Source organism: Actinomadura sp. K4S16 (assembly GCF_008327685.1).
Classification (GTDB): Bacteria; Actinomycetota; Actinomycetes; order Streptosporangiales; family Streptosporangiaceae; genus Spirillospora.
Genome location: NZ_BDDE01000019.1, coordinates 211833 through 233958 on the forward strand (window position 1 = coordinate 211833; position 22126 = coordinate 233958).

A 22126-nucleotide genomic window follows, 5' to 3' on the forward strand; every position below is an offset into this window, starting at 1 on the left:
CTCAGGCCGACCCCGGCATGCAGGCGGGGAAAGGGCTTAGAGGGCGATGCCGTCGGTGTAGACGAGGCGTTCGGTCGTGGTGCCGTCGGCGGTGTCGGATGGCAGGCGTTCGTATTCCATGACGGTGACGCGGAGGCGTTCGCCTGGTGGGCGCGGGGTCCCGACGACCGGGATCTCACCTATGGACGCCAGTTGCCGGCCTTCCTCGTCGAACTGCGGGCGGAGCTCGGTGACGGTTCCGGGGACGACCCGCCAGCCGATCACGTCGTCGGGAACCGCCGTGTCGCGGTACTCGAGGCGGGCGGTCATGCGTGCGCCCTCGGGTGCCTGGTAGGACGGGCCGCTGACGGACACGCCCAGCTGCGGCTTCGAGACGGTGAGGGTCCGGTCGGGCAGGGTGCGCACGATGTCGGTCTGGACGATCTCGGACAGGTGCAGGCCGGGAAGCGAGTCCGGCTGGTATCGGGCCAGGGCAAGACGCACGAAGGGGGAGTACGTGTTCCCGGTGTCGATGTCGATGTCGCAGAACCATCGTCCGGTGTCGGGATCGTAGGCGGGGCGGTGTCCGAGGACGGTGACGTTCAGGCGCTCCAGGACGGGCGGCAGCCCGAGTCCGCTGGCGGTCGTGACGCTCGCCGGGAACGAGCCCGCGGTCAGGAAACCCAGCGATTCCGACACGTGGACGGGATCGCGGCCCACGAGGCTCACCAGCGAGGAGGCGGGTTCGTCCGGCAGCGGGGTCTCACCGGCGACGAGGACGCCGAGCAGTTCGCCGTCCCCGGAGGAGAACCAGGGGCGTTCCAGGTAGACGCGGATACCGCCGCCGCGCCGGCGGCGAGTGATCGTCTCCTCGCCGGTGGCGGTCTCCCATGCCTGGGTCGGGACGCAGTACAGGACGCGCGGCGCGGCCGGAGGCGCGCTGCTGGGCACTTCGACCGTGACCGGCCGGCCGTCCCTCGACAACCGCCCGTCGGCGAACTCGGGCGGGAAGTACTCGCGGAACGCCGACGCGGCCGTGGCCCGGTAGGTGATCCTGCGGTGCTTGGTGTCGCCCAGTTCCTGCCTGGTGGGCATGGGCGGGGTCAGCATGCTGCCCGCCCGGGTGTTGAAGGTCAGGGCGCCGCCGGTCAGCTTGCAGGGCACCTCCTCGGGAACGGAGTCGCCGGCGTACTTCGCGGCGAGCGCGAGCGGGAGCCGGAAGACCTGCGCCGAGCCGTCGCGTTCGAAGGGGTGGCCGAGGGCCGGGTCGTCGACCTGCTCCCGCCATTCGGCGAGCAGGTCGATCCGTTCGGTGGTGTGCGGGCTGACCGTCACCTGGCCGAACAGGTGGACGAACGTGTCGCCCCGGTCCCGCGCGAACCCCGGCCACAGCTCCAGGTCCGGCGCCGCCAGGGGGCGCTGGACGGCGTGCACGAGCTCCACCTCCCGCCACGGCGTGACCATCCAGTGCCGGTTGTTCCGGGCGGCGAGCATGACGGGATCCAGTTGCCCGGTGTCGAGCTCCTCCCGGCACCAGGCGAGGACGCCCATGAGGTCGGAGACCTCGTCCGGCGCGGCCCGCGAGGCCACCCGGACGGTGGCGGTGCGGCCCTGCGGCAGCGGGACGGTCAGGACGCGGGAGCCCGCGTCCCATTGCGGTGCGGCGTCCCCGTCGGCGATCCGCAGCCGGAAGGAGCGCGGCCGGTGCCACTGCGCTCCGTCCCAGCCGACCTCGACGGCGTCGGCCCCCGGCAGGCCGTGCACGACCGCGCCGGCGGACATCGGGTCCGGCAGGTAGGGCACGGCGAGGTCGTCCCCGGTGTGGACGACGTAGCGGTCGATCTCCGTCCCGTCCGGCCGGGTGACCGTCACGACCTCGACGCCAGGCAGGGACGGGTCGTCCAGCGCTCCGCTCTCCCTGCGGGCCAGGTCGTACACCTCGCGCCGGGCCGCCGGGTCGGGCGAGCCGATTGCGGCGTCGAGCATGCCGTGCCACTCCACCAGCTGCAGCGCGGCCTTGGGGGCGACGACGTGCCGTTCGTCCTCGGCCGCGTACGCCGGATGCCCCTGCTCCCGGACGAGCGGGTCCTCGTTGAACGCCCGGGTGTAGTCGGGGGCGGACTGCCCGGGAGTGCTGCGGATCACCAGCCGGTCGACGGTCTGCCCCTCGGTGAACCGGCTCCGCGGCATCAGCGGTGGCGCGGGCACGGGTTCGAAGCGGCGGAAGACGGCAGGTTCCCCGCCCGGCAGCCGGTAGTCCCGACCGAGGTCGGGGGCCTCGGCGAGGGCGGGGCCGTTGCCGGCCAGGTCGACCGTCCGCACCCGGAACCGGTAGCGGCGCCCGAACCGGAGCCGGGGCAGCGAGCCGGGCAGCACCGCGGCCTCGATCTCCAGCGGTAGGGCGGTCGACGCCGTGTTGGGGATCCGCTTGGGCATGGTGGCGGGGTCGGCGGGGTCGGGTGAGCGGGGGTCCTCGCTGAGCACCTTTCCGGGACGGGGGCCGGAGAGGCTCCACCCGTCCCAGCTGACGACGCGCTCGTGCACGTAGAGCCGCGCGGCGTTGGCCCCGGCCGGACGGGCCAGGCTCACCTGGAAGAACCCCTCGGCGCGGACGGCCTGGGCGGAGTTGGCGGGGTCGCCTGGCACCGTGTAGTCGACGGACCGTTCGTGCAGGGAGAACCAGCGCCCGGCGTCCTCGTCCCACACGTCCAGCCGGTGCCCGCGCACCAGATCGTCGGCGAACAGGACGATGGTGCTGTGCCGTGCGAGGTCCTCCTCCAGGCGGGCGGCCAGGTCCAGGTCGTCCATCAGGAAGGCGGCGCGGCCGTCGCGGACGAGGGAGAAGCCGCTGGTGCGGAGGGCCGGGAACCCGGAGGCGTCGGTCGGCTCCATGGCCAGTGCCTTCTGGACGGCGCCGTCGATGTCGACCTGCTCCACCGAGAACTGCTCCTCGGGCAGCATGATCAGCCCTCGGGTCAGGGAGCCGAGCTTGGTCGCCCCCCGCCCTCGCGCGGCGAACAGGTCGGGCTCGCGGACGTACCACGTGTACGGCATGACGTCGGTGGAGGCGCCCGCGGGAAGCAGCGACTGCCAGGAGGGGATGAGCCGGACGGCCTGGTCCATGTCGCCGCGCGGTGCCCGGTCGGCGGGCACGGACAGGTCGAACACCAGGCCGAGCCGCCGCAGCAGGTGCGGGTGGTCGCCCAGCGCCGACAGCATCTGGTGGAAGTCGATCTCCGGCTGGTCGGGCCGGACGCCCTCGCCGGCCTGCCGGTGGAAGTCCTCGAACCGCGCCCGTGCCTCCTGGTCGTAGCTCACCGTCTCGGACCTGGGCAGTTCGGTGGGGGTGGCCGTCGCCGTGGCCGCGTACCCGGTGCGGGTCGCCGACGACATCCGCCGGGCCGGGTAGGTCATGACCTGCCTCGGCCGGTGGTGGTCGGGCACATGGGAGCGGACGGGTGTGCGCGGGCCGAACAGCGCCCGCCACAACGCCGGGTCGGGCGGCGGGCCCACCGGCCGCGCGGGGCCCGGCGAGTCGTGTGGATCATCGGTTCGCACCGTGAACGCGGCCGTGGCCAGGCGGGACGGCCAGTCCAGGAAGTCCGGGAAGCGCTCCAGCCTCAGGTCCCACCCTTCGTCCGCGTCCTGGGGTTCGTCGGAGAGCAGGCGGGGTGCGACGAACACCGACAGGCGCAGCGTGCCGTCCGGGTGGAAACCGGCCGGGAGGGCGATCCACTTGATCAGCTGGCTGATGCTCATCGTCGTCGGCTCCTCAGGCGAAGGCCAGGCAGTAGGCGTCCCAGTCGGCCGGTTCCACGCACTCCTCGAAGGTGGGGTCGCCGGGAGAACCCTCGAAGCTCTTCTCCAGCGAGAGCGTCACGGTCTTGCTGAAGAACAGCACCCGGACGCTCAGCGTCACGCTGCCCACCCCGCGCACCACGCTGATCCTGCGGCCCTCGATCGTCCTCTTCTCGTACTCGAGGGCCAGGTAGAACTCGACGGAGACGCTGACGATGCCCAGCACCGACAGGTAGCCGCCGCAGCGCACGTAGCCGGTGACCTTCGCGGCGCCGTCCGTCCAGCGGAAGTAGACCCCGCCCATCAGGTAGACGCCGCCGCTGGCCACCCCGAGGTCCAGCGCGACGGAGCCGCCGAACTCCAGGGCGCCCTCGACCGAGACGACGCCCTCGGTGCCGACCTCCAGGGCGAAGAACCCGCCGCCGCCGAACGCCATGATGGTCAGCACGAACGGGCTGTGCCGCTCGGAGAGCGCGAACCTCAGCCGGGTCGGCTCGTCGCCGAACGGGATGGTCAGGACCGCCGAGACCACCAGGTTCTGCAGGTTGAACACCCCGACCTGGGCAGAGGGCACGGCCAGCGCGTACCCGGCCCTGACGCCCTCCGGCGTCACGTCCACGAGCGAGCCCGCGCCGAAGCAGTCCTTGGGCAGGAGGTTCTGGAGCTCGTTGACGAAGTCGAGTTCGCCCTGGAAGGTCAGCTCGACGCCGCGGGCGGAGACGTCCGGCTTGACCCCGGGCCGCGAGGCGAACGTGAGCTCGTCGAACTCCGCCCTGGCGACCCCGGCGAACTCGATCGCGAACGCGCGGAGCGTCCCGGTGACGGTCGTGGTCACCGTTCCGCCCGTGCCGCGCAGCATCCGCGCGTCCAGGAGGAGCCAGGCCCGGTCCAGGTCGAGGCGGCCCAGGCCGGCCAGGTCGATGCTGCGCAGCGCCGGTTTCCACAGGTACTGCAGCTCGGTCCCGTCCGGGACGCGCGTCGTCCGCAGGATCGGGACGGGCAGCGATGGCTCCTTCGCCGCCGCCAGCCTGGTCCGCATCTCCTCGGTGAGCTGCTGCTGCGACGGGAAAGCCGTGGCGTCCAGCGGGGTGGTGACCGCGGCCAGCACCTTCGCCAGGGGCACCGACCCGAGCAGCTTGGCCCCCGCGAACACCGCCGCCAGCTGGTCTTCGGTGAAGGTGTCGGCGGTGGCGAGGGCGTCCGGCAGGACTCCGCCGCGACTGGAGATCGTGTTCAGCGTTGCGGCGGGGCTGGCCAGGCCGCCCACCTGGTCGGCGCCCAGGTTGAGAGGGACCCCATCGGCCAGTGCGAGGAACGCCCCGGACGCCGCGTGGTCCAAGCCGTCGTCCACGTAGGCCTGGAGGTAGGTCACGGTCCGCTCCGCCGCCTCGCCGGTGAGCTCCTCGATCGCCGGGACCAGGATGGCCGCCCTCTCCATCGTCAGGGCGGCCGCGTCCGGCAGGTCGAATGTCATGTTCCGCACGGGAAAGGACGTGCTGGCGCCCCCGTCGTCGGCCAGCGCGACCACCTGGTTGCCCAGCGGACGGGTCCGCCGCTCTTCCGGCCCGTCGCGGTAGACCGGGTCCGGCAGCGGCGCCGACGCCGGGACGAAGACCGCCGGAAGGGTGAAGGTGACCTGGCCGCCCCGCGAGTCGGTCCCGATGACCGTGAAGAAGTGGTCCTTCCCGGAGTCGAGCCGGATCCAGAACGGCTCGCGCTCGTCGGTGTCGGAGGCGAGCGGCGGGGTCACCGTGTCGGTGATGCGCAGCGAGGCGAACGGGAGGTCCCGCCCCCCGTACCGGACCTCCGGTTCCTGGACGGTGATGAACCTGCGCCGGACCAGCACCGCGACCGGCCAGCCCTTCTCGTCGGTGTCGAACACCCGCTCGCGGATCTCGGTGATCGCCGCGCGGTGCCCGGTGTGCAGCCGCCCGCGCTCCACCACCCGCACGTACTGGTCGCGGCCCAGCCCGGTGACGTGGTGGTAGTGCTCGACGGCGGGGTTGGGGACGCCCAACTCCTGGAGGAGCCGCACGAAGGCGTCGACGTCGTGGCGGACGTCGGGGTAGTCCCACTGGCCCCGCATCCGCACGGACGCGCCGAGCGGGGTCAGCATGAACCGCTCGGTGTAGAGGGGCTGGGGCCGGTAGGAGCCGGCCTGCCACGCCTCCACGATCAGCTGCCAGGCCAGATTCTGATCGATGCCCAGGCGGGCGGCGGCCTCCAGCACCGGGCCCTGCACCGGAGGCGGGATCTCATCGGTGTTGACCAGGAAGAGCACGTCTTCGAGCTGCGCCTCCGTCGGCAGCGACCACGGCCTGGCCGGACGTCCCCGCCTGAGCCCGAAGGCGCGCAACCGCAGCTCGGCCGGGGGCCCTTCGACGGGGACGAGCTGGGTGTGCCACACCTCGGTGCGCCCGTCCGCCGTGAACGGCCTGGTCCGGTGCCACCACCGGGCGTCGTTCTCATGGCAGATCAGCAGCCGGGCCGGGAACTCGATGGCCGTGACCGGAAGGCCGCCGATGGTCGTCGGGTCGCCGGGGTCGTCGGGCGTGAAGGAGCGCGGCACCGTCTGGCTGTTGAGGCGGCCGGGCGGCCACCAGGTCAGGATGCCCTCGACCGAGAACTCGATCTCCTCCACGCCTTCGGCCAGGGTGAGGACAAGCCTGCTGGGGCCGGCGACGAACGCCGGGAGCGGCCTCGGCGGGACCTCGCCCACGCCGATCGACGCCTCCAGGACGTGCTGCGGCGGCAGGTGGACGAGGAGATGCGCGGGCCGCGACCGGTCGGCCCTCGCCAGCCGGCCCCCGTCGACCACCAGGTTCACCAGTTCGACGTCCAGCACCAGGAGGTCGTCGGGCCGGACCACAGTGAAGCGCTCACCCGCCATGGGTCCGATAATGCGCCCGATTCCCTCCTGATATATGAGGATCTTCCGGCCGCAGCTGGCCAGAATTGTCATCGTTGGTCGCCGTCATGGTCGACGCGGAGATCGTCGCGGTCTTGGGAAACGACAATTGGGAGAAACTTCGGGTTTCATGCCGAAATGGCGAGCCCTTCAGGGCTCGCCGGGGACGCTCCGGTCATCCCCAGGCGCGGACGCTCGGCGTTCGTCAACCGGGCTGCTGACCGGTCTGGGTCGGGTCCTGGGGCAGGACGCTGGCGGCGTTGTGCAGGAAGGAGACGACCGCCGTGATGAGCGCCGCCAGGCAGGCGTAACCGAAGGTCTGCCAATATCCGGTGGAGAGGACGACGGTTCCCGCGCCGGCGCTCGGGAATGCGCTCGCGAGCCCCTGCAGCAGGGTGCGCAGCGCTCGCAACGAGGCGACCCGGAGCTTCGCGGCGAACGTCTGTCCCGGTGAGCTGCCGATGAGTGCGGTCGTCACGGCCATGATCATTCCTCCTGACGCGAGCGTGCCTCGTGGATCGACCGCCGCGTTCCGGGCGGTGCGCTATTCGTTGTCGGCGAACGGGAGGGCCCGTCCGAACGCGCAGTCCAGGGCGAACTGGGAATAGGACCATGCGTTGAGGAGGGCGAGTCCGGCATCCATCTTCTGGTAGTTTTCAAAGCCAGGTTGGGCATTGTCCTGAATGAGCTGATTGTTCTGCCAGTGGGCGCATTCATGCACCGTGATCTCGGCCCGCTTGAGCGGTCCGAGATCCGCGAACCCCGCGGCGAAATAGATCGAGTCGGGCCACAAGGGCCCGGGCGGCGGCTCCCCTGCGACGCGAGGCCCCCGTAGAACGAAGGCCTTCGTCCGCGGCCCGAACACGGACTCCGAGGGGTCGCGGAAGATCGCGTTGGCGTTCGCGTCCGCGAGCGTGTCGGCGATGCCCTGGTAAACGGAGTCGATCGAGGTCAGGAGTTCCTGGAGGGTGGTGACGCGCGGAAACAGGCCGAAGGTGTCGATGGGCATGACCGGTTGCTTGAAGTGCGCCCAGACCTTGTCGAAGTTGCGGAGCACGCCGACGGGGACCGGCAGGCTGCGGACCCGGAAGTCGATCAGCTCGCGGAGTACGTCGCGGGTCCGCGCGACGGCGGACCTGGCGAGCGGTAACCCGCTGATGGCCGCATCACGTGACGACACCGGGACCTCCATGGAGTGAGGGGCCGCTCATGCGACGGCCGTGTTCTCGTTCCCGCAGTAGTCCTGCGGGATCCCGTCCAAACCCGACTGCTTCGGCACCAGTTCGCCGTCGAGCGCCGCCACGGTCCGCTTCCCCACGATGTCGTCGGGGGTGGTCTGGCCAGGCCCGAGGATCATGCGGGTCGTCTTGAAGGCGAGCACCGCGGCGGCGGTCGCGGCCCCGTAGCCCTCGGCGTCGATCTCGGCGGGGTCGATCGCGAGCCCGTCGATCATCAGCAACGCGAGCTGGATCTTGGCGACATGAGAACCGGACGACCCGCGGGTCACATGGGCGCTGTCCTGGACGAGGCACGCTTCGAGGCGCGCGTCTCCCGCGAAGAGCGGTGACTGCAGGGGCATGGCACCTCCCTGGACGTCGCCGGAGGACCGGCGGCGTGGTCCCGCCGGACGATGGCGTCATGGCGGCCTGGTGAGGGGTGTGCGGGCACCCGACTCCTGTGGCGAGGATCCTCAACTCTCGCGCTAGGTGTCAAGACGCTCACATAGTGCACCCATGGCCATGTCCGGCCTCGCCCGTCGTGCCCGCCGGAATCACCAGCCGCAGTCCATGCAAGTCACCTCATCGGCGTTGGCATGTAGACCGGGGCTTCGTGACGCCCGGCTCCGCCGGCACCCGCAGGGCGGGCGAGACGACCGCCTCTGCTCGGTGGGAGCGCCCGAGCTTCTCGCGACCCAGTGTTGAACGCGTTCAATTATTCGCGTTAGGGTCGTTTCGGCAGAAGGAGAGGGTCCGATGAGGATTGTGATTCCCGGGGGAACCGGCCAGGTCGGCGCGATCTTGCATCGCGCGCTGACCGCCACCGGCCATGACGTCGTGGTCCTGACGAGGCGCCCGGCACGCGAGCACGAGATCGGCTGGGACGGCGAGACGCTGGGGACGTGGGCCGAGGCGATCGACGGCAGCGATGTCGTGATCAACCTGGCCGGGCGCAGCGTGAGCTGCCGGTACACGCCGGCCAACCTGCAGGACATGATGGATTCGCGGGTGCGCTCCACCGAGGTCGTCGGCGCGGCGATCGCCGGCGCCGCGAAGCCTCCTCGGGTCTGGCTCCAGATGAGCACCGCCACCATCTACGCCCACCGCTTCGACGCGCCCAACGACGAGGCGTCCGGCATCATCGGAGGCACCGAGCCCGGAGTTCCCGGCTACTGGGCCTACAGCGTGAAGATCGCCGAGAACTGGGAGCGGGCGCAGCAGCGGGCCGGGACACCGTCCACCCGCCAGGTCGCTCTGCGTTCGGCCATGGTGATGAGCCCCGATCGCGGCGGTGTCTTCGACTACCTGCTCTGGCTGGCCCGGCTCGGCCTCGGCGGCCCAGTCGCGGGCGGCGGGCAGTACGTGTCCTGGATCCATGACCAGGACTTCGTCCGCGCGGTGGAGTTCCTGATCGACCGGGACGACATCACCGGACCGGTGAACCTGGCCGCCCCCAACCCCGTCCCGCAACGCTCCCTGATGCGGGAACTGCGCAGGGCGTGGGGAGTCCCGGTGGGCCTGCCCGCGACGAAATGGATGGCCGAACTCGGTGCGCTCGCGCTGCGCTCAGATACCGAACTCCTGTTGAAGAGCCGACGCGTCGTCCCCGGCCGCCTGCTCGAAGCAGGCTTCACCTTCCAGCGTCCTCGGTGGCAGGAGGCCGCCGAAGACCTCGTCCAGCGCGTCCGCCACTCGCGATGATCACCCGTCCGCGGTGGAGTCCCGGCGGTGGACGCTGACGGCGTAGCCGCCGTCGTGGTAGTCGTCGCCGTCCCAGGTGGCGAAGCGCTGGTGGAGGCTCAGCCCGGCGGCTGCGCACCAGGTGTCGTAGCTGGGCAGATCCACGCTCGGCGGCACCGGAAGGTGAGCGGCGTCCAAGCCGAACCCCGCGATGAGAAGCCCGCCTGGACGCAGGACCTCGGCCAGTGCCCGGATGGCCGCAGGCTCGGTGCCATGAGTCAGCAGGGGGATGACGTTGCCCGCGGCCACGACGAGATCGAAGGGATCGGCGTCCGGCAGTTCGAGGGTGGCCAGGTCAGCCTTGATCCAGGTCATCTCGGGGGCCGTGCGGCGGGCCTCGGCCAGCATGGAGGCGTCAAGGTCCACCCCGACGCAGGCGTAGCCGAGTTCGGCGAGTCGGATCGCGACCCGTCCGGTACCGGTGCCGGCGTCCAGCACTCGCGAACCCGGCGGAACCAGCGAGGCGCACAGCCGGGCCTCGCCGTGCACGTCCGCCCCGGAGGCCGCGAGGTCGGCGAACCGGGCGGCGTAGGACGCCCCGGAACTCCCACCAGTCAGATCGGACCAGCGGCTCATCGACGCCCCCTTCGCGGTAGCCGGTACGCCAGGGTAACCGAGCTCATCCGACGCTTTGATCCGCCGCAACGCCACCGATCACACCGATCCCCGCGGCAGGGCCGCAGGGAGGACCATAACGCCGCCGGGGGACCCGTTGGCAGGTGGTCGGCGGGCGTTTCCGCAGCCCAAGGCCACCGAAGGTTTCCGAGGAGGCTTCTGAGGGAGAGACCCGCGTGTTTCGTCGCTTCCGTCGAGGGGGGACGGTCGGTCTCGCACCGCATACGATCCTCGAACTCGCCGGCACGACACGGCGCGAGGAGGACTTGGATGGGCAGGCGGATCGGCTGGGGCCGGATGGGCAGGCGTCGCCGCCTGCGCCGGGTTGCCAGGGATGTGTTCGGCTGGCCGGACCTGCGCCCTGGCCAGGGCGAGGCGATGGAGCACCTGCTGCGGGGCCGGGACGTGCTGTTGGTCATGCCGACCGGCGGCGGCAAGTCCGCCGTCTACCAGGTCCCCGCCCAACTGCTTCCCGGGCCGACCGTGGTGATCTCGCCCTTGATCGCCTTGCAGCGGGACCAGATGGTCGCGCTCGCCGGTCGCGACGCCGGCGGCGCCGTGATGGTCAACTCCGCCCAGTCCGACGGCGCGAGCGAGGACGCCATGGACCAGATCCGGGCGGGGCGAGCGGAGTACATCTTTCTCTCACCCGAGCAGTTGGCCAAGCAGTCAGTAGTGGAGCGGCTCGCCGCCGTGCGCCCCTCCTTGATCGCCGTGGACGAGGCGCACTGCGTCTCCTCGTGGGGCCACGACTTCCGACCGGACTACCAGCGGCTCGGCCGGGTGGTCGAGCGTCTCGGGCATCCCCCGGTGATCGCCCTGACCGCGACCGCCTCGCCACCGGTACGCGATGACATCATCGCGGCGCTCGGGATCGGCGATGCACGGCAGATCGTCCGCGGTTTCGACCGCCCCAACCTGTCGCTGAAGGTACGCCGGTTCCACGAGGAGACGGACAAGAGGCGGGCACTGGTCGAGGACGCCGCCGGCCGAAAGGGGCTGGGCCTCGTCTACGTCGCCACCCGGCGCGATGCCGAGGCATACGGCGAGGAGCTGACCGAGGCGGGCCTCCGCGCAGCTGTGTACCACGCCGGGATAAAGGCAGCGGACCGCCACCGAGTGCACGAGGCGTTCCAGAACGACGAGCTCGACGTCGTCGTGGCCACCTCGGCGTTCGGCATGGGGATCGACAAGCCCGACGTCCGCTACGTGTTGCACGCCGCTCCGCCTGAGTCCCCGGAGTCGTACTACCAGGAGATCGGCCGTGCCGGACGGGACGGGGAGCCCGCCGCGGCCGTCCTGTACTACCGCTCGCAGGACCTCGGCCTGCGCCGCTTCTTCGCCGCAGGCAAGCCAGACGAGGAGAAGCTGCTCCAGACCGCGACGCTCCTCCAGGCCCATGGAGGCACCGTCCCGGCGAGCGAGATGCGCACCACCCTGGGCGTCGGCGCATCGAAGCTCACCAACCTGGTGAACCTGCTGGAACAGACCGGAGCCGTGGAGACGACCGGCCGCGGAGACCTGCGATACGTCCAGGAAGGCCCGCAACCCGAGGAAGCCGTGGCACGCGCCACGGAACTAGACGAGAACCGTCGCCGCGTAGACGACTCACGCATCGACATGATGCGCGCCTACGCGGAGACAACAGACTGCCGCCGCCGCTTCCTACTGGAATACCTGGGCGAGCCCTACCAGGGCCCATGCGGAAACTGCGACATATGCCGAGCCGGAGCGCGAACCGAGCCGTCCCGTCCCGACAAATCAGCCGCACCCCCAGACCAGGCCGACGACGCCCCGTTCCCCCTGCACGCCGAGGTGCAGCACGCCACCTGGGGAACCGGAACGGTCATGCGAGTAGAACCCGACCGCATCACCGTCCTCTTCGAAGACGCCGGCTACCGCACCCTCTCCCTAGAGGCGATCCAACGCGACGAAGACCTCCTAACCCTCCACCCCGACGCCCCCTCCGCCAACTCCAGACCAGCCCGACGCGGACGCCCACGCGGTCGGACCCCCGGAGGACGCCGAGCCAAGGCCACCGCAAACCACAAGAAGTCCCCCACCGGCACGTCCTGATCCCAAGCGCGGATGCCGTGATGGTTGCGGTGCGGTGTCAGGCGGCGTTGGTGGGTCGGTCGGTGACGGGAAGCCTCATGGTGTGGTCGCCGAAGTCGGCCACCAGGTCGAGGTGTCCTCCGAGTGCCTCGACGTATCGGGCGATGACCTCGATGGAGGTGACCTCACCGTGTTCGATCTGGGAGATGCGGGCGACGCTCACGCCCATGCCGGCGGCGAGGTCCTTCTGGCCGAGGCCAGCGTGCTTGCGGGCTTCGGCGAGCTGGTGTCCGCGCGTCTCGGCGAGGAGCCTGCGTGCTCCGGTCTCGATCTCGGAGGGGGAGACGCCGGCGGCGTGCAGTTCTTGTTCCAGGATTTCCCAGTCCTGCGGAGTGCGCTTGGGCACGGTCACTCCTCCTCTTAGGTTGATCCGCCCAGGCCAGCGATGTTCCAGCTTCAAACTTGAACTACGCCTCAACCTAATCTCCTGGCCCCTCCCATGGGTGCGAGACAAGCCGAACTGGGTCGAGACGGCCTCTGGCGGGTCTCAGGATGAGCAGAGAGGCCCATCGGTGCGAGGTCCGTGCCGATCCCGCCGAGCGAGCGCCGAACAAACGCGACATTGTGGGCTACGTGCGATGGTCGTACCCATGCGGATCAATGCTCAGGTGGAGGGGCAATCAGTGTGCAGTTGCACCGGCCAAAGTCCAAGCATCCTGACCGACCTCATGAGGAGAGCGGCGTCACGTCCTGAGGCGTCGGCGGACCGGTGCTGGTGTCACGCCATAACGGTGATCGGCGGCGTTGCATGAAGCGGAGAAGGCCGGTGGCCGCGGCCGCGTTCGGCGCGTTGCTGGACCGTTCGGTGATGCAGATCGAGGCGGCGGCCGCCGACGGCCGGACATTCGACCGTGAGACGGTTCGCAGCGTCTCAGACGCTTGGGACAACAACACCTTCCCGCTGTTTTGCACAGCGCTGGCCCGTACTCGGTGGGGCCGTGAGCGGCGGGCGCGCACCGCGCTTGCGTGGACGGCCGCGCTCGGGGTGAATCGGCGCGCATGGATGACGGAGCAACTGCGGACAGCCGGCCACCGGCCGGAGACGGTGCTGCCGACGTCCGTGGAAGACGCTGTTCCTGCCCGCGACTACCGGGGTGTGGTGATGCCGAGGCTCGTTCCGGTGACCGAAGAGATCGCGGGGGGCCTTGCTGCCGACTATGACCTGACCGGCGCCGACGTCCGCACGCTGCAAATGGAGCGCGTCGGCGTCGACGGGCTGATCGGATTCCTCAAAGTGGCGGCCGGACGCCGCTATCCCACTGACACCGCCACCGACGAGCCGGCCGGGATCGAGCTGCGGCTGGACGACGTCACCGAGGTGCGTTTCGACTCCGGGGACCGCACGTCGGCCGCCATCAGCGTTGGGCCCGGCGGGGTAACGATCGGCATCGGCACTGACGGGGTCGTCACCGCGAAGAACGCCACCGTGTACTGCGACGACCGGTACTGGCACCTGTCCGCTGCCGGGCTGGCCGTCGACCGTACGACTCCGCCTCGGGACGAGCGACCTGCGGGCCCCGAGGGCGTACAGCGTCCTGAACGCCTGGAGGATGCCGTGCTGGTGGCGGCGACGGTGCTGCGTGCGGCGATGGGGGAGATCCGCTCGGTTCGCTATACCCACATGGTCGGCAAAGTGCCGATCGTGATGTTCTGCCAGGCGTTCGCTGGCGCGGGCAGCGACATCCTCGCTGCCGGAGGCCACTGGAGCGCCGGTCACCGTGAGGCGGCATTCCGTAGGTTGGTGGAGGAATGGGCCGACCGAGCCGATCCCGTCCTACGTGCCCGATTCAGACACTGGCTGAGCCGTGTCGGTGACCACCCGCAAATCTGCAAGAGCACCCGGTCCTGGCTCGCGACACTGACGCCCGAGACGATTTCGCCCTCACCAAGTAAGGAGCCCGCCAGCCACAGGTTGTCCTCGCAGGCTGAACTGCGGTTGGCCTCCTACACCGCCGCCCACACTCGGCACGGCCAGCAGCGAGAGGCATCCAGCGTTCTCAACCTGGCCCTACCGCCCCACGCTGAAGCCACCCCGGATGAACCCTGGAAGTTGCGCACGTTGAAGATCGCCAACACCACCCGGTTCCGCCTCCACACCACCGCCTTCGCCGGCCCCCACCGCACGCAATCGATCATCGACCAGGACGTGGTGCGCTCCTTCGCCCTGCCCGACGAGGCTCTCACCGTGCGGCGCGCGGACGGCTGACCGCAGCGCCGCCTCCATCGGCGGAGACCATGGCGCCCGCCACGCGCTGCCTATCGGGTGCCTGGCTCGTGTGGTCCGTGGTGACCGCGGTGCAGCATTCCGCGCAGGTGGTCCACGGCTTCTCTCAGCCGTGCGATCTCGTCAAGTGCCGTCGCCAGGTCGAACTCGCCGATGCCGGTTTCGAGCAGGGCACGCCGGCGGCGGAGAAGCGCCGTCTCCTCAACACGGATCGCGGCCGCGCTCGCGTATTCCTGGGCGTCGACGGCCTCTTCCTTGAGGCGGCGCTTCTGCGCGATCTGTCGGCCGATGTCGTCAAGCTCTGGTGGCAACCTCGGGCCCGGGCCGACCTGAGGCTCTGCTTCGTGGCCGAACTCGGCGCAGCCGTAGCACACGAAGGAGCGGGCTTCCTCGCGCGTGGCGATGACTTCCTGCAGTGTGGCGCCGTGTTGTTTCAGGATCGCTGCCGCAAGCCCGTCCTGATACAGCAGTCCAAGCAGCAGGTGATCGGTGCCGAGCCGATTCGAGCCGGTTCCTGAGGTCTCTCGCAGGGCGAGTTGCAAGGCGGTGTGGGTTTCCTCGGTGAACGCCAGGTGCCCAGGGACGGCTTGCTCCCCCAGGCCCAACCGTTCCTCCACCTGGCGCTCGACGGCTTCCAGGGAAACGTCGAGCATGTTGAGGATCACCGCGGCCATCCCTCGCCCGTGATCGGAAACCAGGCCGAGCAGGAGATGGGCGGGCGCAACCTCGGCGTGATCCAGTGCGCGGGCACGCACACTGGCGGCGTTGACCGCCGCACGAGCAACAGCCGTGTACGGCCCGAGATCGATCTCAGCTGGCTGCGATTCCATCAACCGACCCCTCTTATGCCGTATCCGGGCACGTGCTCCCGATCAAAATCTCATGATTTGGCGGCTTCTCGGGATCGATGCCAATGCCTTCCCAGGTCGGGATCTAGTGACCTCACCGACCAGCTTGGTGCCCGGCCGCGAAGTCGCGGTTGACCCGGTCCCTGACCGTCTACTCGAAGTAGGCGCCACCATCCGTCACCGTCAGGGGGCGCCGAAGACCTCGTCCCGCGCGGCGCGGCGGCTGCAACCCTGTTGTCTGCCCGGTGCGGGCCACCGTGCCGTGGCCGCCGTGTTCTGGTCCCCCTCCCAGGCCGCAGCAAGCCCCGTCCGGTCGGTAGCTTTCAGTCAGGAGTGGGAACGCTTGGCCATCGGCCACAGACGATCGGATGGTGCGGATGGGGGAGAGCCCGCGACCGACAAGGCAGAGGGGAAGCTCGGCCTCAGCACTGCCCGGAGCGCAGGGAGTCGGACGGGAGGACGGTCAGCGGGCCGGGTCCTGCTTGATCTGCTTGATCAGGCCGGCGAACTGGGCGGCGGAGAGGGTGAGGTGGCCTCCGTCCGGGTCCTTGGAGTCCCGCACGCCGATTCCGATCCCTGGGGCAAGTCGTCCCAGCTCAACGCACTGATTGTCGTTCGCGCCACCGGTGTACGAACTCTTGCGCCACTTCACGATCATTCGTAGCTCTCCAAGTACCGCTTGATGATCTCTCGGGAGGCTTCCTCTGAAGCAGCCTTCACGCCGATGCGATCGAACATAACGGACAGCTCCCGAACTTCGCGAGGCGATTCGATCAACCGTCCGCCGTTCTGAGCGGCAGAGTACGCGACGTCTCGATCCTCAAGGCCGATGATCTGCATGGACCCATCGACGCCCATGTACTCGCCCGAGGAGAAGGGGATGACACGCAAGCTCACGTGCGGCAACTCGGCCATCTCCAGCAGGTGTTCCAGCTGCCTCTTCATGACCTCTGCCCCGCCGACCGGCCGCGCCAGGACGCCCTCGTCGATCACTGTCCAGGTGAGTAGCGAGTCACCCTTCTCCCAGTACGCCCTCTTCTTCGCGGTGCGGACCGCCATGATCGCGTCCAGGTCCTTGAACTTGCTCGCCCTGACGTAAGCCCAGGTGTAGTCGTCTGTCTGTAGCGCGAGCGGGATGACCTGACCGTGGTAGGTCTTGATCGAGACGGCATCCTCCTCGTACTTGTCGATCTGATGGGCCCAGTCCGGATCATGCGCCATTCGGGCAAACCAAAGAAGAACCTGAAAAAGCGCCCCGGTTCCGTAGGCGTTGTCGAGCAGCCGCATCTGGTCATCTTGCGGGCGTCGTCGCCCCGCTTCCATATTGGAAACAGTCGAGCGAGCAACTCCGATGATCTCGCCGCACTGGGTCAGTGACAGCCCCATCTTCTCCCTGAAGAAGCGCATGCAGAAGGCCAGGAAGTGCCACATAGAGATCTTGGGGTCGAGAGGATCGCGGACGATCGGCATCGTTCCTCCTGTTTCCAGTTCTCCCGATAACAAGGAAACCGTAGAACGTGCGAGTGATCCTTGCCGCATGAATTCGGAATCTCGGGCAAGGGTGGGGCGATGGTGATGACGGCGAGTGGCGATCTGCTTATGCCCCTTATGGGCACACCGTCCGCAGTGGGCCTGGCCCGTACTCTTGTGGACGCGCGAATCCGCAACTGGCGCTATTTTCACATTCTCGACAGTGCGCTTCTGGTCGTCTCGGAGCTCGTCACGAATGCGGCCCGGCAGACGCCGCATGAGGAGATCCGCCTGCAGCTCAGCCGGGACGGGCACGGCATCGTCATCGCCGTCTGGGACAGCGACTACGCCCTGCCCCAGACCAAGCCGATGAAGGAGCTCACCCTCGACGACCTGGACCTGTCGGAGGAGGCGTTCGACGACAACGGCGGCTGGGGGCTGCACATCGTCCAAGCGCTGTCGACCAAGTGCGGCGTCACCGGCGACCCGGCCGGCGGCAAGTGGGTCTGGTCACGCATCCAACCGTGACCACCCCACCGAATACCTACTGTTCGCGGCGTGTCCGTCGTCATGGGGGGTCCTGGCGTGGACACGCCGCGACACCTGACAGGGGTTGGGGGCCCCGTCTAAAGCGGTCCATGCGGCGGCCCGATCCGAGCGCGTGACGACTGGCAAGCCTAGAAAGCTCTTCCGCGAGCTGGCGGGATCGTCCCGGACGCCTGTCGCCTGCATAGAACGCGCCACCCTGGGGGCGTCGTTCTGCGAGCGAGCATCAGCCTCTACGTGATTCGGCGCATCCTCGGCCACGTTCAACCTAGAACAACACACCGGCCGCTACGTTCCGCCGACCGCCCCTCGGGGGCCGACGCCATGAGCCGTATTGGGGAGGGGTCTGGGCTCTGCAGAGTGCCGACCGCATAGGCGATGGCTTAGAAACGAACAGGGCGTACGCCGATGGTCGGTGTACGCCCTTTGGGGTAGCGGGTGCGCCGTCAGGGACTTGAACCCCGAACCCGCGGATTAAGAGTCCGCTGCTCTGCCAATTGAGCTAACGGCGCCTGTCGTACGGGCCTCGGCGGTGGGCCGGGGTCCCTCGCGACAGGAAGAACAGTATCAGGCCCTGCGGACCAGTGCGAATCGGTTTACTCGCGGCCCGGGAGGACGCTCATCATGCCGCGCCACAGGGCGATCGCGGTGGCCCGGGAGCTGACGCCGAGCTTGGCGTAGATGCGGTTGACGTGGTTCTTGACCGTCTTCTCGCTGAGGAAGAGCTGGCGGGCGATCTCGCCGTTGGAGCGGCCGGTGGCGATCAGGTCCATGACCTCGGCCTCGCGGGCGGACAGGCCGAGGGTGGTGCGGGACGCGTGGCGGACGCCGCGGACGAGGTCGTGCGCCGTGAAGGAGCCGGGGACGAGGTGGCCGCTGGCGCCGGCGCGGAGGGCGGCCTCCACGGCGGGTTGATCATCTGAGGCCAGCACGAAGACCCGGGACGAGGTGCAGAGAGGCGTCGTGTGATCAACGGCGGCCGCGTCCAGGAGTATGACGTCGGGACGCAGGCGCTCAGCCAGGGGGACCGCCGCGGCCGGGTCGGGGGTGTCGGCGACGACCTGGAACTCGTCGCTGGCGTCCAGTACGGAGATCACATCAGCTCTGCCCCGGGCATCACCGTCCACCACAAGTACGCGCAGCGGGGCCGTCTCGTCCACACTCATCCGTCGCCCTTGGCGTGTGGTTGACATTTCTAGAGTCGGAGCATAACCGGATGATCTTCGAGAGTCGATGAATCGCGCGTTCAGCCTCTCGATTCACCCTCGCGTCTCTGGCTTGACACAGCCGCTGGCCGCCACTTTGCCTTGCTATGTCCAACTTTTACCCCTAAAATCAACCCAAAATTTAGGGGGTTAAGGATGGGGTGGACACTCCAGCTCGGGGACGTGGTCGTTCGTCGCGAGCTACATGAGCAGTACGGGGGACGGAAGTACGGTGGTATCGGCTCGTCGCGGGTGACGCCGAACGTGCTGCTCTTCACCAACCCCGAGAAGGGGCACAGGCACGGCTACTACGACGGCTGGGGAGATGACGGGTGCTTTCACTACTGCGGTGAGGGCCAGGTTGGTGATCAGAGGATGGTTCAGGGCAACCTGGCAATCTTGAACCATCGTGCCGATGGCCGGGCTTTGCGGCTGTTCCGTGCTGTGCCGGGGCAACGGATGCAGTACATGGGTGAGTTCGAGCTAGACGAGCAACAGCCGTACTACCTGACCGACGCCCCCGAGACCGGAAACGGGCCAATTCGCAGCGTCATCATGTTCCGGCTCCGGCCACGCGGCGAGGTGCGGTCTGAGGGGGCGCATATCCCCAAGACTCCCGGTGAGGAGTTCAGCGTCGCGGAGCTGCCGCCTGAGGAGCAGCGCACTGAGCGCACCCTTGTGGATCCCGCTCGCGAGCCCTACGAGGCCGAGCGTCGAGAGAGCATTCTTCTGCGGACCTATATCGACCACATCGTCTCGCTAGGGCACCGGGTCATACGTCATCAGATCAACCCGGTTGGTGAAGCGAAGCCGCTCTACACCGACCTGTACGACCAGACCACGGACGAACTCATTGAAGCCAAAGGCACGGTGACGCGAGAAGCCGTCCGCATGGCTATCGGCCAGATCTTGGACTACAGCCGCTACCTCAAGCCCAAACGCGTCGCCGTTCTGGTGCCGACTGAGCCCCGCCCTGACCTTGTCGATCTATGCCGAACCCTTGCTATCGACATCATCTGGCCCACCCAAGAAGTCTGGATGCGCATCTCTGAGCGGCACGCCAGCAACGCGACGACGAACCAGTCGTGGGCTGGCCCGCTCTCCCCGCACTAGATCGGTGATTGGGATAGCCCAGCCCTCCCGGTTGGATTCGTCTGAAAGGGGAGGGACAGCCGGGCCAGGGCGGTCGACGGTGGCCGGCCCGTCTCAGATCCGGAGATCATCCCGTCTGATCATGGCACTGTACGCAGCCGGGACCTCTCCACTTCGCCGGGCTGGGCGCGGGGTCGCCCCTCGACCAACCGACCCGATCGACCAGCGCACACCACTCCCCGCGTGAAGTATCCGAACCGAACCGTGGTGGTGTCGTACCGGCTAGGTCAGGACTCAAGGTGCGTTCTGTTGCCGGTTCGCAATGTCGTTGCGCAAGGATCGGCCTGTTCTCTGAGACGGGTGTAGGGAGGCAGAGGGGGTGCGACATGCCTGGCACTCAGGTGCGCGAGAGCCAGATCCGAGCAAGCCTGCTGTCAGCGCTTCGCGATCGTCATGGTGGCGACCCGAACACGCTGATCCGCGAGGAACTCGGGCTGTGCGCTGGGACTCGTCGCGTCGATTTGGCCGTGATCAACGGAGAGTTGGTCGGCTTCGAGATCAAGAGCGATCAAGATACGTTGTACCGGCTTGCCGGCCAGGCAGACGCTTACGGCCTGGTGCTGGACCGTGTCACGCTGGTAACGACCGCGCGCTACATAGATAAAGCCGCAGCCCTGGTGCCAACCTGGTGGGGGCTGATCCGTGCGGATCCTGCTGAGGAATCGGTGAAGACGCCGATCGGTGATGATGACGCCTCTGCACGCGAGGCTGTGCTCACACGGGTTCGTCCGGCCGCTCTGAACACCGAGCAAGACCCGTTCGCAGTAGTTCAATTGCTGTGGCGGGAAGAGGCCCTAGCGATTCTTCGCGAACGTGGATTGCACCGCGGTTTGGAGCGCAAACGCCGCTGGATCATCTGGCAGCATCTGGCTGAGGCTCTGCCGCTGCCCGAGCTAAGAGCGCTCACCCGCGATCAACTCAGGGCTCGCCGCACCTGGCCAGGCGGTCACTGACCAGGGCTAGGTGCCGGGACGTCCCGAAAGCTCGCCACTTGGTCGCGTTGCCGGGAGACGAACACTCCTCTGATCGAGTTGCGATCTGTCGATCTCCCCAGCACAGGCGGCTCCGGTCGGTGGGGAAGTGCTCGGATGCCACAACATCGCGACAGATGATGCAGAAGCGCTCGTTCCCGAGGTCCTGTGGTGTGCGCTGGCGCCAGATCTGCCACTCGGTGTCGGTGGTATACCGCAGGTTGGGCAGCGGTGCGCGGCTACCGATGCCAGGGGCTGGGTGGGCGATGGCGTAGTCGCCGAAGTCAGGCAACCGCGCGGGTTGCCGCTCCTGGAGTTGGCGCCACAGATGCGCGTCCCGCCGCGGCAACGGCGACACAGCGTCGCCGGGAAGGTGGCTTATCGAAGCGGGGAATGCGCCACCGGCTACCGTCACTGATTGCCAGGGGTGCTGGTCGGTCAACTTCAGCAACTCCTCGGCCGTGGCAAGGCCGCGCTGGAGGTCCCGATCGTCCTCGATGGTCCAGAGATCGATGACAACGCCGATCTGCTCTGGACCCAGTTCGAGTTGGGGCAGCACCCGCGACAGTAATTCCGCCGCCTGCCGCACATCTACATCGCGGTCAGGGGAACCCAGCCGCAGACACGCGCCTTCGCCGAACTCGGCGATGACGCCGCGCACCCAGGCAAGACGTTCCGGTGGGTCGGTCAGACGAAATACTGGTCGGATGGGTGCTGGCTCCAGTTGCTCGGTCAGCGTAGCGGTGAAGCATTCCCATGCGTCGGGGGCGAAGGGAAGAGTGTCGATATAGCTAGCGTCGATTGAGCAGATGCTGCCAGCTGGCAGATCGTCACGGATCGCCAGGGCGAGCTTTCTCAATTGTCTAGTCAGCTTGCGGGTTTCGCCGCTTCCGTTAGCCGGGTCAGCCGGCCCGTGGCCGGTTTCGTTGTTCTTGGCATCGTCGAGTTCCTCGGCCTCTCCTAAGTCGCCGGACTGCTGGCGACTGCTGGGCGGCATCAGTTCGAGCAGTGGCCTGAGCGGTGTGGGCGGAGCCTCCAGATGCTGGAGTGCCTCAAGTTCGCCAGCCTTGGCCTTCAGGATCGGGACATAGGCTGGCAAAATCCTCACCTCACCTACCGCGTGAGCCGGTTGCTTAGTGACGGCGATCTGGACAAACGCGTCAATCTGCTACCTGCCCTGTCGACTGCTTTGCGTAATCAGTCTGCGGCGGGCCGTACCTGGCCACCTGTTCGCCCTTGCCTATCGGGCTCGTATGTGTTTGGGGCAGCGCTGCTTCAGCGTCACTCATCAGAGCCAGTGAAGACTCTCCGTTGCAGTGTGCGAGCACTGGTGGGTGG

The 22126-nt window shown here is 68.4% G+C and carries 18 protein-coding genes and 1 tRNA gene; 6 read left to right on the plus strand and 13 right to left on the minus strand.

Annotated features, from left to right (window positions below; genetic code table 11):
* Positions 1–36 precede the first annotated feature (36 nt).
* From K4S16_RS31070 to K4S16_RS31090, 5 genes are all read right to left on the minus strand, one after another.
* Positions 37–3738, minus strand: coding sequence for a hypothetical protein (locus tag K4S16_RS31070; protein ID WP_149262623.1), 3702 nt, complete (start codon positions 3736–3738; stop codon positions 37–39).
* 13 nt (positions 3739–3751) lie between these two features.
* The gene (locus K4S16_RS31075; RefSeq protein ID WP_149262624.1) at positions 3752–6667 is read right to left on the minus strand and encodes a hypothetical protein; all 2916 of its coding nucleotides are present in this window, start codon (positions 6665–6667) and stop codon (positions 3752–3754) included.
* Between the two features lie 223 nt (positions 6668–6890).
* Positions 6891–7169 carry a hypothetical protein gene (locus tag K4S16_RS31080; RefSeq protein WP_149262625.1) on the minus strand — a complete coding sequence of 93 codons (279 nt, stop codon included), beginning with the start codon at positions 7167–7169 and terminating at the stop codon, positions 6891–6893.
* A gap of 60 nt (positions 7170–7229) precedes the next feature.
* Positions 7230–7865, minus strand: a complete 636-nt coding sequence (locus K4S16_RS31085; protein ID WP_149262626.1) for a hypothetical protein — start codon at positions 7863–7865, stop codon at positions 7230–7232.
* A gap of 27 nt (positions 7866–7892) precedes the next feature.
* Positions 7893–8264 carry a hypothetical protein gene (locus K4S16_RS31090; protein ID WP_149262627.1) on the minus strand — a complete coding sequence of 124 codons (372 nt, stop codon included), beginning with the start codon at positions 8262–8264 and terminating at the stop codon, positions 7893–7895.
* A gap of 394 nt (positions 8265–8658) precedes the next feature.
* Here K4S16_RS31090 and K4S16_RS31095 point away from each other — a divergent pair, with 394 nt between their 5' ends.
* A complete protein-coding gene (locus K4S16_RS31095) occupies positions 8659–9603 on the plus strand; it encodes a TIGR01777 family oxidoreductase (RefSeq protein WP_149262628.1) in 945 nt (314 codons plus the stop codon).
* Here K4S16_RS31095 and K4S16_RS31100 read toward each other — a convergent pair whose 3' ends face one another.
* Positions 9604–10218 (minus strand): bifunctional 2-polyprenyl-6-hydroxyphenol methylase/3-demethylubiquinol 3-O-methyltransferase UbiG, encoded by a 615-nt coding sequence (locus K4S16_RS31100; RefSeq protein WP_149262629.1) that lies wholly within the window; start codon positions 10216–10218, stop codon positions 9604–9606.
* Positions 10219–10527: 309 nt separating this feature from the next.
* On the opposite strand from K4S16_RS31100, the gene K4S16_RS31105 reads away from it, so the two are divergent.
* On the plus strand, positions 10528–12333 hold the full coding sequence (locus K4S16_RS31105) for an ATP-dependent DNA helicase RecQ (RefSeq protein ID WP_149262630.1): 1806 nt from the start codon (positions 10528–10530) through the stop codon (positions 12331–12333).
* A gap of 37 nt (positions 12334–12370) precedes the next feature.
* Here the strand turns inward: K4S16_RS31105 and K4S16_RS31110 are convergent, their stop codons facing one another.
* A complete protein-coding gene (locus tag K4S16_RS31110) occupies positions 12371–12718 on the minus strand; it encodes a helix-turn-helix transcriptional regulator (protein WP_149262631.1) in 348 nt (115 codons plus the stop codon).
* Positions 12719–13138: 420 nt separating this feature from the next.
* On the opposite strand from K4S16_RS31110, the gene K4S16_RS31115 reads away from it, so the two are divergent.
* Positions 13139–14578 (plus strand): hypothetical protein, encoded by a 1440-nt coding sequence (locus K4S16_RS31115; RefSeq protein WP_149262632.1) that lies wholly within the window; start codon positions 13139–13141, stop codon positions 14576–14578.
* Positions 14579–14628: 50 nt separating this feature from the next.
* Here K4S16_RS31115 and K4S16_RS31120 read toward each other — a convergent pair whose 3' ends face one another.
* The 3 genes from K4S16_RS31120 to K4S16_RS31130 all read right to left on the minus strand — a co-directional run bounded on the left by K4S16_RS31120 (position 14629) and on the right by K4S16_RS31130 (position 16914).
* Complete coding sequence (locus K4S16_RS31120) at positions 14629–15426, minus strand: Clp protease N-terminal domain-containing protein (protein ID WP_149262633.1); 798 nt, start codon at positions 15424–15426, stop codon at positions 14629–14631.
* Between the two features lie 481 nt (positions 15427–15907).
* The gene (locus K4S16_RS31125; RefSeq protein WP_149262634.1) at positions 15908–16102 is read right to left on the minus strand and encodes a DUF397 domain-containing protein; all 195 of its coding nucleotides are present in this window, start codon (positions 16100–16102) and stop codon (positions 15908–15910) included.
* A complete protein-coding gene (locus tag K4S16_RS31130; protein WP_160161085.1) occupies positions 16099–16914 on the minus strand; it encodes a helix-turn-helix transcriptional regulator in 816 nt (271 codons plus the stop codon). Before K4S16_RS31130 ends, K4S16_RS31125 begins: the two co-directional genes overlap by 4 nt.
* A 99-nt stretch (positions 16915–17013) precedes the next feature.
* Here K4S16_RS31130 and K4S16_RS31135 point away from each other — a divergent pair, with 99 nt between their 5' ends.
* The gene (locus tag K4S16_RS31135) at positions 17014–17442 is read left to right on the plus strand and encodes an ATP-binding protein (protein WP_149262636.1); all 429 of its coding nucleotides are present in this window, start codon (positions 17014–17016) and stop codon (positions 17440–17442) included.
* A gap of 457 nt (positions 17443–17899) precedes the next feature.
* Here the strand turns inward: K4S16_RS31135 and K4S16_RS31140 are convergent.
* Positions 17900–17972, minus strand: a tRNA-Lys gene (locus K4S16_RS31140).
* An 84-nt stretch (positions 17973–18056) separates the two neighbouring features.
* Complete coding sequence (locus K4S16_RS31145) at positions 18057–18626, minus strand: response regulator transcription factor (RefSeq protein ID WP_149262637.1); 570 nt, start codon at positions 18624–18626, stop codon at positions 18057–18059.
* 195 nt (positions 18627–18821) lie between these two features.
* Here K4S16_RS31145 and K4S16_RS31150 point away from each other — a divergent pair, with 195 nt between their 5' ends.
* A complete protein-coding gene (locus K4S16_RS31150) occupies positions 18822–19778 on the plus strand; it encodes a restriction endonuclease (protein ID WP_200842219.1) in 957 nt (318 codons plus the stop codon).
* A 365-nt stretch (positions 19779–20143) separates the two neighbouring features.
* Positions 20144–20770 (plus strand): sce7726 family protein, encoded by a 627-nt coding sequence (locus K4S16_RS31155; RefSeq protein ID WP_149262638.1) that lies wholly within the window; start codon positions 20144–20146, stop codon positions 20768–20770.
* Here the strand turns inward: K4S16_RS31155 and K4S16_RS31160 are convergent.
* Positions 20736–21887, minus strand: coding sequence for a hypothetical protein (locus tag K4S16_RS31160; protein ID WP_160161086.1), 1152 nt, complete (start codon positions 21885–21887; stop codon positions 20736–20738). The genes K4S16_RS31155 and K4S16_RS31160 overlap by 35 nt on opposite strands.
* Positions 21888–22126 lie beyond the last annotated feature (239 nt).

What these genes read in the sequence shown, in the direction of transcription:
- K4S16_RS31135 (WP_149262636.1), top strand. Translation starts at nt 17,014, where the DNA reads ATGGTGATGACGGCGAGTGGCGATCTGCTTATGCCCCTTATGGGCACA.
- K4S16_RS31120 (WP_149262633.1), bottom strand. Translation starts at nt 15,426, where the DNA reads ATGGAATCGCAGCCAGCTGAGATCGATCTCGGGCCGTACACGGCTGTT.
- K4S16_RS31070 (WP_149262623.1), bottom strand. Translation starts at nt 3,738, where the DNA reads ATGAGCATCAGCCAGCTGATCAAGTGGATCGCCCTCCCGGCCGGTTTC.
- K4S16_RS31155 (WP_149262638.1), top strand. Translation starts at nt 20,144, where the DNA reads ATGCCTGGCACTCAGGTGCGCGAGAGCCAGATCCGAGCAAGCCTGCTG.
- K4S16_RS31100 (WP_149262629.1), bottom strand. Translation starts at nt 10,218, where the DNA reads ATGAGCCGCTGGTCCGATCTGACTGGTGGGAGTTCCGGGGCGTCCTAC.
- K4S16_RS31150 (WP_200842219.1), top strand. Translation starts at nt 18,822, where the DNA reads ATGGGGTGGACACTCCAGCTCGGGGACGTGGTCGTTCGTCGCGAGCTA.
- K4S16_RS31130 (WP_160161085.1), bottom strand. Translation starts at nt 16,914, where the DNA reads ATGCCGATCGTCCGCGATCCTCTCGACCCCAAGATCTCTATGTGGCAC.
- K4S16_RS31145 (WP_149262637.1), bottom strand. Translation starts at nt 18,626, where the DNA reads ATGAGTGTGGACGAGACGGCCCCGCTGCGCGTACTTGTGGTGGACGGT.
- K4S16_RS31090 (WP_149262627.1), bottom strand. Translation starts at nt 8,264, where the DNA reads ATGCCCCTGCAGTCACCGCTCTTCGCGGGAGACGCGCGCCTCGAAGCG.
- K4S16_RS31095 (WP_149262628.1), top strand. Translation starts at nt 8,659, where the DNA reads ATGAGGATTGTGATTCCCGGGGGAACCGGCCAGGTCGGCGCGATCTTG.
- K4S16_RS31075 (WP_149262624.1), bottom strand. Translation starts at nt 6,667, where the DNA reads ATGGCGGGTGAGCGCTTCACTGTGGTCCGGCCCGACGACCTCCTGGTG.
- K4S16_RS31105 (WP_149262630.1), top strand. Translation starts at nt 10,528, where the DNA reads ATGGGCAGGCGGATCGGCTGGGGCCGGATGGGCAGGCGTCGCCGCCTG.
- K4S16_RS31080 (WP_149262625.1), bottom strand. Translation starts at nt 7,169, where the DNA reads ATGGCCGTGACGACCGCACTCATCGGCAGCTCACCGGGACAGACGTTC.
- K4S16_RS31125 (WP_149262634.1), bottom strand. Translation starts at nt 16,102, where the DNA reads ATGATCGTGAAGTGGCGCAAGAGTTCGTACACCGGTGGCGCGAACGAC.